Genomic DNA, 15,714 nt, shown 5'->3' with positions numbered 1-15,714 from the left:
CTTATAGTAGGCTAGATAAACCATTCTTATTAAAGAAAGTGGTTAAAGTTCTGAAACCTGCTTTTGGATGACTGAGATTGTTTCCCTTCACTTTCTGATCTAAAACACTTTTAACTGGCTGTAGGTCAACTAAATGGGTGTGGTTGGTAATGGGTTGATCAACTGTCAACGCATTTTTGCTTTCATTTTTAAAATCCATCTCTCTATTATTGGTTCACAAAGCGTTGGTAAGTACTTCCAGATTTAACTTTTTCCATCATGAAATGTTCCTTCAGTTTGGAGAATTCCATGCTGTGTAATGCTTTTACTGCTGATTTAAGTTTTTCAGTGCTGATGCCTAATCTGGCGGCCCAATAGTTGCGGTCTTGCTCGTCTGCAATATCGACAAATTCTTTTCTCGAATTCATCGAATTTAGTTGATATTCCATTTTATAAATTTTGGTTAGTAATCATATGTAGAAACAGAATAGGTTCCGTTTAGTTTTCGTGATTTGTCAGTAAATTCTCAGAAAAAATAATAATTGGATCGCTCAAAAAGGTTAAATTTTAGCCATACCCAGGTTTAGGGTCGCTCAGAATAAGATTAAATGCACAATTAAACTTATTTAGATTTTTTTGCATGAGCATTAGCACTCAGAAGAGTAATCTTCATTTTGAAACATTAGGTTTTGTCAATTTACATCTTTATTATTGTATTGTAATATATTTTTTACAAATGATAAGTTATTTTCTACCAAACGATAAACGTCTATCTCCGAATCGTAAATTTTATCAGGATAATCGGTTTGTATTATTTCTCTGGGTTTTAATTACCTTGATTTTTGTCATAGATTCTTGGATCACAAACCGTTATAATAATTACCTGATTTTTGAAAATACATTTAGAAACTTACTGCATGAGCGTTCACTTTATGCAAATTATCCGGCTTACCATGATGATGCCAATCATTATGGCCCGATTTTTAGCGTGCTAATTGCCCCATTTGCAATTTTCCATAATTGGATAGGATTATTGTTATGGAATCTGTTTAATTGTTTACTGCTTTTTAAGGCCGTACAAACATTGCCATTAATCGAGGATCAAAAAATAGCTATAGGTTACATTGCCATTCCCTGCTTAATTGAATCAATGCTTAACCAGCAGTTTAATGCCGGAGCAGGCGCATTGATGGTGTTAAGTTATACACTGCTATACAAAGATAAAGGTATATGGTCTGCGCTTTGTATTGTATTGGGAACCTTTATTAAATTATACGGCATTGTTGGCCTGGTTTTTTTCTTTTTTTCTAAGCATAAGCAGTCATTTATCTTATGGTTGGTTTTATGGTCGGTATTAATATTTTTATTGCCTATGCTTATCGCTTCTCCTCATTATGTAATTCACAGTTATGTAGATTGGAAAAACTCATTAATAAATAAAAATATAGTTAATGTATCAGGAGGTGGGATCGATATTTCCATTATGGGTTTCTTTAGGGAAATTTTAAATGCAAAGAAAATACCGAATTTCTTATTTCTGAGCCTGGGTGCCGGATTGTTTATTTTGCCTTTTATAAACCTATCGCGTTTCAAAAAAAGCAGTTTCCAGTTAATGATTCTGTCATCGGTATTGATTTTTCCAATATTGTTTAGCACAGGAGCCGAAGATTGCACTTTTATCATTTCGATTATTGGGGTAGGCGTATGGTATGTGAAAGAAAAGAATGAGTTGATGAAAAAGATAGTATTACCTATTTTACTGGTCATTACATGTAATTTCCCTTTATTGTTATTTCCGGTCTTTGCCAAATCACATCCTTTGTCTTTAGTGATCATTAGTTTTCCTTATTTCCTGGTGTGGTTAAGGATTATTTATAATGCAACCAATAATAGATATTCTTTTGCAGAAGAAACAGAACCGGAAATGGTTACTGCGCTAATAGATTAAATTTTTAATGTTTATTTTTTTAGGTTTTAATGTCTGTTTGCAAAAACAGGTGTTAAAACCTTTTTTGTTATGGGGCTGTTTTATAACTGTCTAATCAAAAAAATTATGGATAATAAACAAAAAGCAGGTAGTGCTGATCGTACGCGGATCAACATTCATGAAGGTTATGAGCTAGATTATTGGTCTGCCAAATTTGGAATAAGCAAAGAAAAACTGAAAGCTGTAGTAGAAACGGTTGGCACATCTGCCAGCACAGTGGAAGATTATTTAAAAAAGTAAAATATTAATTTATGAGTCTGAAAAAGTATGTTTCCAAACGCGATTTCTCCAAAACTGCCGAACCGAAGTCGGGCAAAAGCAGCGATAAGAATAAATTACATTTTGTAATTCAAAAACATGATGCTTCGAGGTTACACTACGATTTCAGACTCGAAATGGAAGGTGTTTTAAAGAGCTGGGCTGTACCAAAAGGTCCATCAACCGATCCCAAAATTAAACGCCTGGCCATGATGGTAGAAGATCATCCATACGATTATAAAGATTTTGAAGGCATTATACCACAGGGTGAATATGGTGGCGGAACTGTTATTGTATGGGATAAGGGTACATATGAGCCAATAGAAACCATTAAAGGCAAAAAGGCGCAGGAAAAACATTTATTAAGTCAGTTAAAAGATGGTTCTTTAAAAATCAAGCTTAATGGAGAGAAACTTCAAGGCGAATTTGCCCTGGTTAAAACAAATGGCATGGGTGAAAACGGCTGGCTGCTAATCAAACATAAAGATGACCATGCATCTGTAAAGGACATTACCAAAGAAGATAAATCTGTACTTTCCGGTAAAACAATCGAAAAGATGGAAGAAACATCAGATAAGGTTTGGAAAGCAGGCAAGGAGCAGGATTTAAAAACGGAAAAAAAAAGCCCGAAGCAAAAAGGAAAAAAAGAAATCAAACCAGTTGGCGATGAAGTAATTGTTGATATTAAAAGCATCCTTAAAAAAGCACCAAAATCGGCTATTCCCCAAGGCATAAAACCCATGTTGGCTACGCTTGTTAATGAACCTTTTGACGATCCGGATTGGCAGTATGAGGTAAAATGGGACGGTTATCGTGCCCTGGCATTTCTAAATAAGGGAAAGGTTGATTTGTTGTCGAGAAATAATAAATCTTTTAACGAAAAATTTTATCCTATTTACGATCTGCTTTCAGATTGGAAAATAAATGCGGTGTTTGATGGCGAAATTTTGGTATTAAATGAAAAAGGTATATCTAATTTTGGCTCACTCCAGAATTGGAGAAGCGAAGCAGATGGTGAACTTGTTTTTTATGTGTTCGATATTCTTTGGTATGAAGGTAAGAACCTGATGGACCTGCAGCTTAACCAACGTCAGTCTATATTAAATGAGATTTTGCCCACTAACGATGATCGGGTGCGTTTAGGTAAAGTTTTTAGGGCTAGTGGTATCGATTTTTTTGATGCAGCCGGAAGAATGGGCCTGGAGGGGATCATCGCAAAAAAAATAAGTAGCACCTATAGTGCAAACTACAGATCCAAAGAGTGGCTTAAAATTAAAGTACATAAGCGGCAGGAGGTTGTTATTGCCGGTTTCACTAAAAATGCCGATACAACAAAATCTTTCAGTTCCCTGCTCCTTGGTGTTTACGAAAAGGGAAAGCTGCAATATGTAGGCAAAGTAGGTACGGGATTTTCAGATAAGTTGCAAAAAACAATGATGGCGCAGTTTAAACCGATTATTGTAGATAAGAGCCCTTTTGAAAGTATCCCCGATGTAAATAAACCTTCTCGTTTCAGACCCAATCCGCCAAAGGCAAAAGCCACCTGGTTAAAACCCGAATTGGTATGCGAAGTTTCTTTTACGGAAGTAACTGATGATGGTGTTTTCCGTCATCCATCTTTTAAGGGCATGCGCGAAGATAAAAAAGCCAAAGAAGTGGCTAGAGAAGTGGGAGTGTCTACACCAGCAGTTCTTGATGATACTGAAACGCAAAACACACATGCAAAGGCAATAAAAGCACCAGAAGGCAAAGTCCCTAAAACTTTATTGAATCCGAAAGATGAAACTCAAGTACGCAAAATTAAAGGCCATGAACTTAAATTTACTAACCTGAGTAAAGTATATTGGCCTGAAGATAAGGTGACAAAAAGAGATATGTTCAATTACTACTATCAGGTTGCTGAATATATTTTACCCTATCTTAAAGATCGCCCGCAGTCACTCAACCGCTTTCCTGGTGGCATTCATGGCGCTAGTTTTTACCAGAAAGATGTAAAGGGAAAAGCGCCGGATTGGGCTGAAACTTTTCCTTACGAAAATGGAGAAGGGGAAAAAAAAGAATATCTTGTGGGAACAGACGAAGCTTCTTTGCTTTGGATGGCCAGTTTAGGTTGTATAGAAATGAATCCTTGGTTTAGCCGGACACAAAGCCCCGATCATCCCGATTATTGCGTAATTGATTTAGACCCTGATAAACAGTCTTTCAATCAGGTGGTAGCGACGGCGTTAGAAACCAAAAAGGTATTGGATGCCATCGATGTTCCCAGTTATTGCAAAACATCAGGTTCAACCGGCATGCATATTTATATTCCGTTAAATGCCAAATATAGTTACGAGCAAAGCCAGATGTTTGCCAAAATAGTGGTTAACCTGGTACATCAACAAATACCAGAATATACTTCTCTGGAGCGGATGATCAGTGCCCGAAAAGGAAAAATGTATCTCGATTTTTTACAGAACAGACCAGGAGCAACCATAGCTGGCCCGTATTCTTTACGTCCAAAAATAGGTGCAACGGTATCTATGCCATTACATTGGGATGAGGTTAAGCCGGGTTTAAAAATGAAAGATTTTAATATTTTTAATGCCATTGATCGTTTGAAAGTTGAAGGCGATCTGTTTAAAGGGGTATTAGGTAAAGGAATAGATTTAATGAAGGCTGTAGATAAAGCTAAAAGTGTTTTTGGATAAATATCCAGCTTTTTTAAGGCTTTCATTATATTTGGCAAAAATATTAAAATGATAGCACACCACGTTTTATTCTGGCTAAAAGCCGATACCACCGATGAGCAGAAAGTTGCTTTTCGCAATAGCTTACAAACATTAGAAAATATAGAAGTTATTAAAACTTTTCATATTGGTGTGCCTGCACCAATTGAGCGTGCTGTGGTAGATACCACTTACACCTTTAGCCTGTTTTTATTATTTGAAGATTTGGCCGCGCATGATGTTTACCAGGTTCATCCATTGCACAAAGCTTTTTTAGATGAATTCAGAACTTACTTTGAAAAGGTTGTCATTTACGACGCAGCCTAACAAAAATGCCTTCGATCGATAAACCGGAGGCATTTTTTTTTATCTAATGATTGCAGAATATGAAGGGAAATTCAATCGAAGCAAAAACTGATTGTTTCTGTTCATTAATAGGCTAATGAAATGGAAGAAAATGTTATTTTTTTAATAGATTCTATTAAAGTGAAAGCAAATATCAATTAATTTCTTTTTTGGAGAATTCTTCACTTTGGAATAGGCTTATTTCATAAATCTCACCTCATGATACAAATTTAGCGCTCGATGAATGATAAGAGTGTGAATTTAATTACTACATTTTAGTATTATTTATTTTACTTTTAATTTTAAATTAATTTACATTTTTGTATGTTTGAGTGTCTATTTGTAAGTAATTTGTAGTATAGTAAAACCAAAGCGTTTTAGAATACGTAAATACCTCAAAACGCGATCATCATGGAAAAAAAAGCTACATTAATTAAGAGAGCCTCTCTCGATATAAACCAATTGGACAAAATTAAAATTGGTGATTTTTTATTTGATGAATATGGCAAGTCTGGCAAAGTATGTGAGATTGAAAAGATAAAGCGCCGCGGCGAATATCATTATTACTTTAAATTATCTAAATCGGGTACCATATTAATCATTATGTGATTTTTATGAGTTTAACCTATTGGTTGATCGAGTGATAGCTAAAATTTTAATTGCCATGTCTTAGCTAATCTTGTTTGATAGAATACTATTCTGGATGATTATGTCTGGTGGTATATATGCTATTTATAATTAGAATCTATAGGATAATGCGGTCAGAAACTGGCGCGGAGCAATTTGATTTAGCCAATCAAACTAACATTTTCAATCATCCTGGCAATCTTGTATTAAACACCTTGGCATCTTTACCATAGCCGAAGGCATTGCTGGTTACTCTGATTTGATCAGCATCAATAACAAATAAAACATGATGTCTAATTTCTCTTGTACTAAACTTTCGTTAATGTTAATTACTGGTTGTAAGTATAATCTTTACTTAATGCCCTCGAAAGACTTCTGACCGCAAGACCAGATATATTGGCGCTTATTATTTTAAGGATTGAGCGACAGATTAATTTGGATTAGACAAAACCATTAATTTAACGGATAGCGAAACATTTATGAAGTTAACTTGTATGATACTTAGTTAATTTGATTTATTAAGCATATCAGTATAGTCGAGTTTTAATTTCTACCCCATATATGGAAAGTTATTCAAAGGTTTTAAGTAATGATCAGCTTTTAGAGGTTCTTTTCTTATCAAAAGATGCGACAGCCATATACACTTCAGAGCATATTGTAATCGAAATGGCTAATGATGCCATGATTGATTTTTGGGGTAAAGACCGGTCTATCGTTGGCAAACCCCTGGAAGATGCAGTGCCTGAGTTAAAAGGACAGCCCTTTATCAACATCTTAAAAAATGTGCTGCTAACAGGCATTACGGATAAGGGCGATGCCGTCCCGGCTGAAACGATGAGGGATGGAAAATTACAAACCGCCTATTATACTTACGAATACAGGGCCATTAAAGATAATTCTGGAATACCTTATTGCATTCTCCATACTGCAAGCGATGTTACCGATATGGTAAAAGCGAAAAAAGTTATTCAGGAAACTGAACTGCAACGCGAAGCACTAGATCAGGAACAGATATTAATCAGCATAAAGGAAGAGCAGCAAAAAAATGATTTTATCAGTATGGTAAGCCATGAACTGAAAACACCCTTAACTTCCATCAGTGCTTACATACAATTATTACAGAGTAGGGGTTTAACAGATCTTTTTGTAGTAAATACACTGACCAAAGTACAAAAGCAGATCAGGAAAATGAGTACATTAATCAGTTCTTTTTTAAATGTATCGCGTTTAGAATCAGGAGAAGTCCAATTGAACCTGTCAAATTTTGATGTTGATAAAGTAATTCTGGATGTGGTAGAAGATTTAAGATTGATTTATCCAACCAATCAGATCGATTTTGAATCAGGAGATCGTAAATTAATTTATGGAGATAAGGATAAAATTGGTTCCGTTATTTCAAATCTGATTAGCAATGCCGTAAAATATTCAGATCTAAATAGCACAATTTTGGTCCAATCTGAAACTAGCGCGAATGAAGTACATGTTTCTGTAACCGATCAAGGCATTGGCATAAAAGCTCATGATATTGAAAAACTTTTCGACCGGTTTTATCGAGTAGAAAGCCTGCAAACCAAAACCATTTCGGGTTTTGGAATAGGTTTATACCTCAGTGCTGAGATTATAAATTTGCATCAGGGTAAAATCTGGGCAGAGAGCGACTATGGTGTAGGTTCTACTTTTCATTTCTGTATTCCGCTTGCTTCGTAGCCTAATAATATTCAAATAAAAAACACAATTTAAAATGCTCGTTTGTTATAGTCAAATGAGCATTTCATCAATAAACCCTGTAAACGGGTCAATCATAAAAAATTACCAGGAACATACTGAAAACGCGATTGATCAGAAAATTGATCAGGTGCACCAGGCCTGGTTAAGTTACAGAGAAACTGATTTTCAAACCCGTTCCAGGATGCTGTTACAGGTATCAAAGATCTTAAATGAACGCAAAGATCAATTGGCCGAACTGATGGCTTTAGAAATGGGTAAACCATTAAAAGCTGGTGTGTCCGAAATTCTTAAGTGTGCTTCTGTTTGCGAATATTATGCTAAAAATGGAGCGGAATTTTTAGCTGATCAAATCATCAGTATAAGTGCATCCAAAAGTTATGTGAGTTTTCAGCCAGTTGGTGTTGTATTGGCCATTATGCCTTGGAATTTCCCATTCTGGCAAGTATTTCGCTTTCTTGCTCCTGCATTAATGGCTGGCAATGGCGGTGTGTTAAAACATTCATCAGGAGTTACAGGCTGTGCGCTCGAAATAGAAAAGGTAATCGAAGATGCTGGATTTCCTAAAGATATTTTTAAAACGTTAATCTGTAGCAGTAAGGCTATTTCAACAGTAATCGAAAATCCACATATCAAAGCGGTAACGCTAACCGGAAGTACTGAAGCTGGTAAAAAAGTAGCAGAACAAGCTGGTAAATTGATTAAGAAAACGGTACTGGAACTAGGGGGTAGCGATCCATATATTATCTTGGAGGATGCCGATTTAGAAAAAGCAGCGAAAGTATGTGCAGAAGCCAGGTTAATTAATAACGGACAAAGTTGCATTGCAGCCAAACGCTTCATTGTAATAGCATCGGTAGAAGAAAAATTTACCCAACTTTTTAAAGCCGAAATGGAAAGTAAAAAAACTGGCGATCCATTAAAGTCTGATACAGATCTTGGTCCGATGGCTAGGGCAGAACTACGGGATGAATTACATCAGCAGGTTTTAAAAAGTATAGAACAGGGGGCTGAATGTATTCTGGGAGGAAAAATTCCAGTTATGGATGGCAAGCATGCTTATTACCAGCCTACAATTTTAAACAATGTAAAAAAGGGTGTACTGGCATATGATGAGGAGATATTTGGACCGGTAGCTGCTATCATCACTGCAAAAGATACTGATGATGCGATCTACATTGCTAACGATACCAATTTTGGATTGGGGGCAGCCGTTTTTACTGAAAATGCAGCACTTGCGGAAGATATTGCCCGAAATAAACTTGCTGCAGGTTCTTGTTTTGTGAACGAAGGTGTAAAATCAGATGCTGCTCTTCCATTTGGCGGCATCAATCAATCCGGTTACGGGCGCGAGTTAAGTATGTTTGGTATTCATGAGTTCGTGAATATTAAAACAGTGTACATCAAATAATAATATCCTATATGAAAGCAGTTAGAATCCATGAGTTTGGCGGTCCGGAAGTTTTATCAATTGATGATATCCCGATGCCCCGACCAGCGTTAGATGAAGTATTAATTAAAGTGCATGCAACCAGTGTTAATCCGGTTGATTGGAAAATTAGGGAGGGACACCGTGCAGATAAATTCCCGGCTAAATTACCGCTCACCATGGGCTGGGATGTTTCTGGCACCATTGAAGAAGTAGGCGAAAAAGTAAGTGCCTTTAAAAAAGGTGATGAGGTATACGGCAGACCAGATCCTACAAAAAATGGTGCTTATGCTGAGTATATCGTAGTAAAATCCAATATCATCAGTATTAAACCCACCAGCATAGGACACACAGAGGCAGCTGCTGTGCCATTGGCAGGTTTAACTGCATGGCAAGGCTTATTCGATCATGGTTTGCTAAAAGCCGGTCAAAAAGTGTTGATCCACGCAGCAGCAGGTGGGGTAGGAATTTATGCGGTACAATTTGCGAAATGGAAAGGTGCATATGTAATCGGTACGGCATCAGATAGCAATGCTGATTTCTTGAAGCGTTTAGGTGCTGATGAAATTATAGATTATAAAATGGAAGATTTTGAGTCTATATTAAAAGATGTAGATCTCGTTTTGGATACCATTGGGGAAGAAACGCAGCTTAAATCATTAAATATATTAAAAGAAGGTGGTCGGGTAGTTACTACTTTAATGCCCGAGTTTGTGGCTGAAGCGAAAGCTAAAAAAGTTCACCTGATTGGTTTTATGGCACAATCCATTCCTGCTCAATTAGCGGAAATTGCCAGTTTGATCGATTCAGGAAAAGTTAAACCCGTTATTGAAAAAGTTTTGCCTTTTACCAGTGCAAAACAGGCACAAATAGAAAGTGAACAAGGGCATACGAGAGGAAAAATTGTGTTGCAGGTCATTTAAAAATAAACGCTATAAGGTTTAATAAAGTCTTGAATATTAATGAATTATTCACATTATTATCGTCCTCCTGTTTCGGTAGGACGATAATACTTAGACTTTATCTTATTGAACCTAACCGCTTATAGTAGAAACACGCTTTCTCTCTTTGCATCTTGCCAATTTCGAGCATACTTTTCATTAAAAGCAAATCCTACCCCAGGTTGATGTCCTGACTAAAATCATTTTCTTTTACATCAGCTGATTGTGGCTGGATCATGACAAATTTAACCACATCATATTGTGTCTTAATTTTATCTCTCAGTCTGTCAATTGCATTGGTTAAATCAGTTGTATTTAACTCTGCTTTAAAAGTGAGAATAAGCACCAATAATACCTCCTTGGGCGATTGGTATTGAGATAAAACACTTATTACCGTAATTACATCTGGATCATTCTCCGCCAGTTCTTTAATTTTTTGCTGTGTTTCCGGAGTTAAACCTTCGCCCATTAATAGGCTGCGGCTTTCTCTTGCCAATATAAACGATACAAAAATTAAAAGTGTGCCCACCAAAACGGAAGCTAAACCATCTAAAAACGGTAAGTTTAAGTTATGGCTGAGTACCATGAAGATAAAAACAATCAATAATCCTAAAACTGCAGCGCCATCCTCAAATAATACCAAAAAGCCGGATGGATCTTTACTTTTGATGATCGCTTTCCACCAGGGTAAACCTTTGCGTGTTTTATTAAATTCTTTCATTGCTATGAGTAATGAAGCACCTTCGAAAATGAAGGATAAACCCAATACAACATAGTTCCATGTTGGATTTCCTAAAATTTCAGGATGACGGATGTGTGTAATACCTTGCGATATTGACACAACACCACCTAAACCAAAAATCATGATGGATACAATAAACGACCAGAAATACAACTCTTTACCATAACCAAACGGACGTGATTTGTCTGGTGGTTTTACACTTCTTTTTAGGCCATACAGCAGTAAAAGCTGGTTGCTTGTATCAACGGTAGAGTGAATGCCTTCTGCAATCATTGAAGAGCTATTGGTAAACGCCCCAGCAATAAATTTAGTTACTGCAATTAATAAATTTGCTGCTAAAGCACTGTAAATAGAATTATTGGCTCTTGCCATAAATTAAGAAATATAATAGATTCATCTCTTAAACCCATATAATATGATTTGGTTTTAGAACAAGTGATGAATCATTCCGCAATATTTAAGGCTAGAAGACGATTTTTAAGGGTCTTAGCCTAAAATTTCATCAATCAATTTAATTTCAGTTTCGCTAAATTTAATATTATCTAATGCTTTAATTGAATCTGTAATTTGCTCTGGTTTACTGGCGCCTATCAATACAGTAGTAATTCTATTATCTTTCAATATCCAGGATAAAGCCATGTGTGCCAATTTTTGTCCACGCGATTGAGCGACATCATTTAATTTGGCAATTACAGCTAATTTCTCTGGCGTAATGTTACTTTCTTTCAGAAAAATACCACTTGTAGCCACTCTAGAATCGGAAGGAATGCCATGTAGATATTTATCAGTGAGTAAACCTTGCGCCAATGGCGAAAATGGAATGCAACCCACGCCATTTTGCGCTAAAACATCAAGCAAACCATTTTCTACCCAACGTTCAAACATCGAATATTTAGGTTGATGGATTAAACATGGAGTGCCGTTATCTTTTAAAATTTTAATCGCTTTTTCAGCTTCTTCAGCCTGATAATTTGAAATTCCTACATACAAAGCTTTTCCTTGCTGAACCAATAGGCTTAAAGCACCCATCGTTTCTTCCAATGGTGTTTCAGGATCTGGGCGATGGTGATAGAAAATATCTACATAATCCAGTTTCATGCGTTTTAAGCTTTGGTCTAAACTGGAAACCAGGTATTTTTTAGAGCCCCAATCGCCATACGGACCGTCCCACATGGTATATCCTGCTTTGCTCGAAATAATCATTTCATCACGATAACCCTTAAAATCTTCATGTAGGATTTTGCCAAAAACTTCTTCTGCAGATCCAGGAGGCGGGCCATAATTATTGGCTAAATCGAAATGGGTAATTCCGTTGTTAAAAGCAGTTTGGATAAGGTTTTTGCTGTTTTCAAAAACGTTTACGTGTCCGAAATTATGCCATAAGCCCAATGATATGGCAGGTAACTTTAGTCCACTGTTTCCACAACGACGATAGGTCATTTTGTCGTAACGATCGGTTGAAATGATGTGATTCATATTTGGGTTTTGATTGTCGCAATAATAATCAGTTTTAGCGGATTTTAATCAGTATTCAATATTTATTATCAGCTTTTAATTTGTAATTGAAAATCGGGTACTCAAGTTGTTGCAAGTGGTAGACTAAAAATCGATTAGAAGTTTTACTTTAGTATGGAATTAGACCACATTTATAAACAAGTATTCCTTTCAACTAAAAATAAAGATCATCTATCTTCTACTTCCACATTTTGCAATCAGCATTCTACAAATCGTATCGTTACTATTCTCTTTAATGAATAATTTTCTAGATATGCTTTTTTAATTCTTCTAAATCGTTTTATTTGTAAAATTAAGAGATATATTTACAACTAAATCTATACCAAATATCATAATTTATGAAACCACAATTATTATTAAGATTGAGCGTCCTGGTCGCCGTAGGATTTGCATCCTGCCAATCCGGAACCAAAAACTCATCCTCAAAAGATACTTTAAAAAGCAACGCTGTAGCAGTTGTAAAACTAGTTGCAGATTCTTTTAAAAAAGTAATTGATGGCAAACAAACTGCTTTATACACCTTAAAGAATAAGAGTGGCGCCGAAGCCATTTTTACCAACTATGGCGGACGTCTGGTTAGCTTGGTGGTACCCGATAAACATGGTAAAATGGTCGATGTAGTAGTGGGTTTTAAAAGCATTGGCGATTACGAAAAATCTACTGAGCCTTATTTTGGTGCAACAATTGGCCGTTATGGTAACCGTATTGCTAAGGGAAAATTTACACTTGAAGGCAAAACCTATTCGCTTTTTACCAATAATGGGCAGAATACGCTTCATGGCGGTAAAAAAGGCTTTCAATATGTGGTTTGGGATGCAAGCCAACCCAATGCCAATACTTTGGTGCTGCATTACCTGTCGAAAGATGGCGATGAAAATTTTCCCGGTAATTTGGATGTTAAAGTAACTTATAAGTTGACAGATGATAATGAATTGAAAATGGATTATGAGGCTGCAACTGATAAAACTACTGTCATAAATTTAACCAATCATGCTTTTTTTAATTTGAATGGCGACGGAAGCGGCGAGATTTTAAACCATGAAGTGCAGATATATGCAGATGAATATACACCGGTAGATTCTAGCTTGATCCCAACAGGAAAAATAGAAAAGGTGAAGGGTACACCGCTCGATTTCGCCACTGCAACAACCATTGGTGCGCGCATAAATGATAAAAACGAACAGTTAACTTTTGGTAAAGGTTATGATCACAATTATGTGCTCAATAAAACCAAAGCCATGGGCATGTTCCATGCCGCTACCGTAAAAGGAGACCAATCGGGCATTATAATGGATATTTATACCCAGGAGCCTGGTTTACAGTTTTACAGCGGAAATTTTATGCAAAGTAAAAATACCTTTAAAAGTGGTGCCAAAGATAATTTCAGAACGGCAATTGCTCTGGAAACACAACACTTTCCAGATTCACCAAATCAGCCTGCTTTTCCATCAACAGTTTTAAAACCGGGGCAGGTTTATAAAACAAGCTCGATATACAAGTTTACGAAATAGTCGTTCTGGTAATCGCTAATAATGTAAAATGAATACGGCCTGTGAATAAGCTGGCCGTATTTATTTTTAGAAAAGTTCCTGTAAAACAGGATCTGTATAATCTTCTATAAAAGCAATAATGTTTTGATAAGCAGAAAATTCTTCGCGGGTATGCATGGTAGTCAACACAACACATTTCATCCCTGCATTTTGTGCAGCCTCAACACCTTTTGGTGCATCTTCAAAAACAATACACTGTTTGGCCGGAAATCCTAAAATTTCAGCCCCTTTGGTAAAGGTTTCCGGATCTGGCTTGCTATTTACCACATCTTCAGCACTGACTATGGCTTTAAAATAAGAACGGAGATTTAAATTATCGAGCACAAAGTTAATGTTAAAAGGAATAGCTGCAGAGCCAATGGCCATTTGAATATCCGATTGTTTTGATTTTTCCAAAAAATCTCCTAATCCAGCTATTAATGCCAAATGCTTTTTATATGCTGCCTGATACCGATGCTCTTTTTCGATGGAAATCTGATCAATTTGTTCCTGCGAGAAATGGCCGACACCAAAAACACGTTCCAACAGATCCTGGTTTTTACCATACATCTGTTTTTTAACAGCATCAAAGCTGATGCTGGCACCTAAATCCTGCGTAAGTATATCATGCCAGGCACGGTTGTGAAAAGCCATATCATTAATCATGGTACCGTTAAGATCAAAAAGGAATGCTTTAGGTTTATCGTTCATCATAGTGGCAAAATTATCAGATTTTTTTTATCAATAGGTCAAAATACATTCAATAAAAAAATAACTGAAATTTATTTCCCTAAACGGTTTGGTAAAAAACAGTGCGAAAAATCTATAACCCTAATTTTTTAGCTTCTAACTGTACGTTACAGCAAGAAAAACATGAAAACAGATTTAATTTGTTTTCCTTTTAAAATAAAAGTAGCAAAGTGGAAAAAGGCAAATCAAGCCCAATAGGAAACCACCAACAGTATCTGTAAACCAATGTGCACCCAGGTAAATTCTGGATGGGGCAATGGTAATCATTAAAAATGCTGAAATATAGGTTACGATATTTCTGGTGAGTTTGGGCACATCTTTTAATGTATTCATCAAAATGATTAAAAACCCAAAAAAGAGTGTGTAAGAAAGTACATGTCCGCTTGGATAACTTTGAAAACGGTTTACTTCTACCAGCCGAACGTAAAAGGCTGTAGGACGTGGGCGGTTAATTACATTTTTTATACCAAGAATAATTAATCCAGATAATAAAACCGTCGAAATGAATATTCCTTCACGTTTATATTTTTGCTGAAAAAATATAATGGCCACTATCACTACCGAAAGTAATGAATAGGGGAGTTCGCCAAAAAAGCTGATGGCCAACATTAGTTTATCTAACAAGTCTGTGTGGTATTGCTGAATAAATAACGAAGTTTTAATGTCAAAATCAAATATGGGGTGTTGTTCAATAAAAAAACTTAAATAAGTAAAAGCAGCAATTAGTAAAGCGAGTATAAAAATTAGCGTATTTCGTTTTAAAGGCATAGGTGTAGTGATAAAAACCAAAACTATGGATTTTATTCCACTAGATGCAAACAGTTTCAGTTTTTAAAAATAGTGTGATCTGTAAATGGGCGCTGTAAGCATTTGTGTTTATCAATAAGTATAATGAAATCTTTAAAAATATTCATCAAGAAAATTAGACGATTCATCAAGGAAATACACCTATCTGTATAATCTTTTGGGAGATATTGAAATGATTTTTAATCTTCGAACCAGATAATAAGGATATCTATGCTTACGAAGTTGGCAGAATTAATTTCTGCCAACTGAATAAGCACAAGTTCGACAATTTACTTCAAATTATACTTTTTGTATTAACGCTTCGGCCAAGCCCACCTCCTTTAAACGAGGAGGTGCTTGTGTCTATATCCCGTTTTAGTACCAATTTTTAAA

Annotated in this window: 15 protein-coding genes; 9 read left to right on the top strand and 6 right to left on the bottom strand. The window is 36.0% G+C overall.

What is annotated here, in order from left to right:
- Position 1: 1 nt before the first annotated feature.
- Both OQX63_RS13470 and OQX63_RS13465 read right to left on the bottom strand, forming a co-directional pair.
- A complete protein-coding gene (locus OQX63_RS13470) occupies positions 2 to 199 on the bottom strand; it encodes a hypothetical protein (RefSeq protein WP_265851385.1) in 198 nt (65 codons plus the stop codon).
- A gap of 7 nt (positions 200 to 206) precedes the next feature.
- Positions 207 to 428, bottom strand: a complete 222-nt coding sequence (locus OQX63_RS13465) for a DUF3606 domain-containing protein (RefSeq protein ID WP_265851384.1) — start codon at positions 426 to 428, stop codon at positions 207 to 209.
- 287 nt (positions 429 to 715) lie between these two features.
- On the opposite strand from OQX63_RS13465, the gene OQX63_RS13460 reads away from it, so the two are divergent.
- The 8 genes from OQX63_RS13460 (at position 716) to OQX63_RS13425 (ending at position 9,981) form a co-directional block, all read left to right on the top strand.
- Positions 716 to 1,927, top strand: a complete 1,212-nt coding sequence (locus tag OQX63_RS13460) for a glycosyltransferase family 87 protein (protein WP_265851383.1) — start codon at positions 716 to 718, stop codon at positions 1,925 to 1,927.
- Positions 1,928 to 2,032: 105 nt separating this feature from the next.
- The gene (locus OQX63_RS13455; RefSeq protein WP_265851382.1) at positions 2,033 to 2,206 is read left to right on the top strand and encodes a DUF3606 domain-containing protein; all 174 of its coding nucleotides are present in this window, start codon (positions 2,033 to 2,035) and stop codon (positions 2,204 to 2,206) included.
- An 11-nt stretch (positions 2,207 to 2,217) separates the two neighbouring features.
- Positions 2,218 to 4,914: a DNA ligase D gene (gene ligD, locus OQX63_RS13450; protein ID WP_265851381.1), complete on the top strand. Its 2,697-nt coding sequence runs from the start codon at positions 2,218 to 2,220 to the stop codon at positions 4,912 to 4,914.
- A gap of 48 nt (positions 4,915 to 4,962) precedes the next feature.
- Complete coding sequence (locus tag OQX63_RS13445; RefSeq protein WP_265851380.1) at positions 4,963 to 5,259, top strand: Dabb family protein; 297 nt, start codon at positions 4,963 to 4,965, stop codon at positions 5,257 to 5,259.
- Between the two features lie 429 nt (positions 5,260 to 5,688).
- Positions 5,689 to 5,886, top strand: a complete 198-nt coding sequence (locus tag OQX63_RS13440) for a hypothetical protein (protein ID WP_265851379.1) — start codon at positions 5,689 to 5,691, stop codon at positions 5,884 to 5,886.
- Between the two features lie 579 nt (positions 5,887 to 6,465).
- Positions 6,466 to 7,611 (top strand): PAS domain-containing sensor histidine kinase, encoded by a 1,146-nt coding sequence (locus OQX63_RS13435; protein WP_265851378.1) that lies wholly within the window; start codon positions 6,466 to 6,468, stop codon positions 7,609 to 7,611.
- A 55-nt stretch (positions 7,612 to 7,666) separates the two neighbouring features.
- Entirely contained in the window at positions 7,667 to 9,040 is a 1,374-nt protein-coding gene (locus OQX63_RS13430; protein ID WP_265851377.1) for an NAD-dependent succinate-semialdehyde dehydrogenase, read from the top strand.
- Positions 9,041 to 9,051: 11 nt separating this feature from the next.
- Complete coding sequence (locus OQX63_RS13425) at positions 9,052 to 9,981, top strand: NADP-dependent oxidoreductase (RefSeq protein WP_265851376.1); 930 nt, start codon at positions 9,052 to 9,054, stop codon at positions 9,979 to 9,981.
- 190 nt (positions 9,982 to 10,171) lie between these two features.
- Here OQX63_RS13425 and OQX63_RS13420 read toward each other — a convergent pair whose 3' ends face one another.
- Together OQX63_RS13420 and mgrA are read right to left on the bottom strand one after the other, a co-directional pair.
- Complete coding sequence (locus tag OQX63_RS13420; protein WP_265851375.1) at positions 10,172 to 11,113, bottom strand: cation diffusion facilitator family transporter; 942 nt, start codon at positions 11,111 to 11,113, stop codon at positions 10,172 to 10,174.
- A gap of 114 nt (positions 11,114 to 11,227) precedes the next feature.
- Positions 11,228 to 12,217, bottom strand: a complete 990-nt coding sequence (gene mgrA / locus OQX63_RS13415; RefSeq protein ID WP_265851374.1) for an L-glyceraldehyde 3-phosphate reductase — start codon at positions 12,215 to 12,217, stop codon at positions 11,228 to 11,230.
- A gap of 377 nt (positions 12,218 to 12,594) precedes the next feature.
- Here mgrA and OQX63_RS13410 point away from each other — a divergent pair, with 377 nt between their 5' ends.
- Entirely contained in the window at positions 12,595 to 13,767 is a 1,173-nt protein-coding gene (locus tag OQX63_RS13410) for an aldose epimerase family protein (RefSeq protein ID WP_265851373.1), read from the top strand.
- A 66-nt stretch (positions 13,768 to 13,833) separates the two neighbouring features.
- Here OQX63_RS13410 and OQX63_RS13405 read toward each other — a convergent pair whose 3' ends face one another.
- Both OQX63_RS13405 and OQX63_RS13400 read right to left on the bottom strand, forming a co-directional pair.
- Positions 13,834 to 14,496, bottom strand: coding sequence for an HAD family hydrolase (locus OQX63_RS13405; protein ID WP_265851439.1), 663 nt, complete (start codon positions 14,494 to 14,496; stop codon positions 13,834 to 13,836).
- Positions 14,497 to 14,670: 174 nt separating this feature from the next.
- Positions 14,671 to 15,303 (bottom strand): phosphatase PAP2 family protein, encoded by a 633-nt coding sequence (locus OQX63_RS13400; protein ID WP_265851372.1) that lies wholly within the window; start codon positions 15,301 to 15,303, stop codon positions 14,671 to 14,673.
- Between the last annotated feature and the right edge of the window lie 411 nt (positions 15,304 to 15,714).

The sequence above is a fragment of the Pedobacter sp. PF22-3 genome (genome assembly GCF_026239555.1).
Classification (GTDB): domain Bacteria; phylum Bacteroidota; class Bacteroidia; order Sphingobacteriales; family Sphingobacteriaceae; genus Pedobacter.
The sequence above is the reverse complement of the archived record's forward strand: the minus strand, read 5'-3'. Positions and strand labels throughout refer to the sequence as shown.

What these genes read in the sequence shown, in the direction of transcription:
- OQX63_RS13470 (WP_265851385.1), bottom strand. Translation starts at nt 199, where the DNA reads ATGGATTTTAAAAATGAAAGCAAAAATGCGTTGACAGTTGATCAACCC.
- OQX63_RS13465 (WP_265851384.1), bottom strand. Translation starts at nt 428, where the DNA reads ATGGAATATCAACTAAATTCGATGAATTCGAGAAAAGAATTTGTCGAT.
- OQX63_RS13460 (WP_265851383.1), top strand. Translation starts at nt 716, where the DNA reads ATGATAAGTTATTTTCTACCAAACGATAAACGTCTATCTCCGAATCGT.
- OQX63_RS13455 (WP_265851382.1), top strand. Translation starts at nt 2,033, where the DNA reads ATGGATAATAAACAAAAAGCAGGTAGTGCTGATCGTACGCGGATCAAC.
- ligD (WP_265851381.1), top strand. Translation starts at nt 2,218, where the DNA reads ATGAGTCTGAAAAAGTATGTTTCCAAACGCGATTTCTCCAAAACTGCC.
- OQX63_RS13445 (WP_265851380.1), top strand. Translation starts at nt 4,963, where the DNA reads ATGATAGCACACCACGTTTTATTCTGGCTAAAAGCCGATACCACCGAT.
- OQX63_RS13440 (WP_265851379.1), top strand. Translation starts at nt 5,689, where the DNA reads ATGGAAAAAAAAGCTACATTAATTAAGAGAGCCTCTCTCGATATAAAC.
- OQX63_RS13435 (WP_265851378.1), top strand. Translation starts at nt 6,466, where the DNA reads ATGGAAAGTTATTCAAAGGTTTTAAGTAATGATCAGCTTTTAGAGGTT.
- OQX63_RS13430 (WP_265851377.1), top strand. Translation starts at nt 7,667, where the DNA reads ATGAGCATTTCATCAATAAACCCTGTAAACGGGTCAATCATAAAAAAT.
- OQX63_RS13425 (WP_265851376.1), top strand. Translation starts at nt 9,052, where the DNA reads ATGAAAGCAGTTAGAATCCATGAGTTTGGCGGTCCGGAAGTTTTATCA.
- OQX63_RS13420 (WP_265851375.1), bottom strand. Translation starts at nt 11,113, where the DNA reads ATGGCAAGAGCCAATAATTCTATTTACAGTGCTTTAGCAGCAAATTTA.
- mgrA (WP_265851374.1), bottom strand. Translation starts at nt 12,217, where the DNA reads ATGAATCACATCATTTCAACCGATCGTTACGACAAAATGACCTATCGT.
- OQX63_RS13410 (WP_265851373.1), top strand. Translation starts at nt 12,595, where the DNA reads ATGAAACCACAATTATTATTAAGATTGAGCGTCCTGGTCGCCGTAGGA.
- OQX63_RS13405 (WP_265851439.1), bottom strand. Translation starts at nt 14,496, where the DNA reads ATGAACGATAAACCTAAAGCATTCCTTTTTGATCTTAACGGTACCATG.
- OQX63_RS13400 (WP_265851372.1), bottom strand. Translation starts at nt 15,303, where the DNA reads ATGCCTTTAAAACGAAATACGCTAATTTTTATACTCGCTTTACTAATT.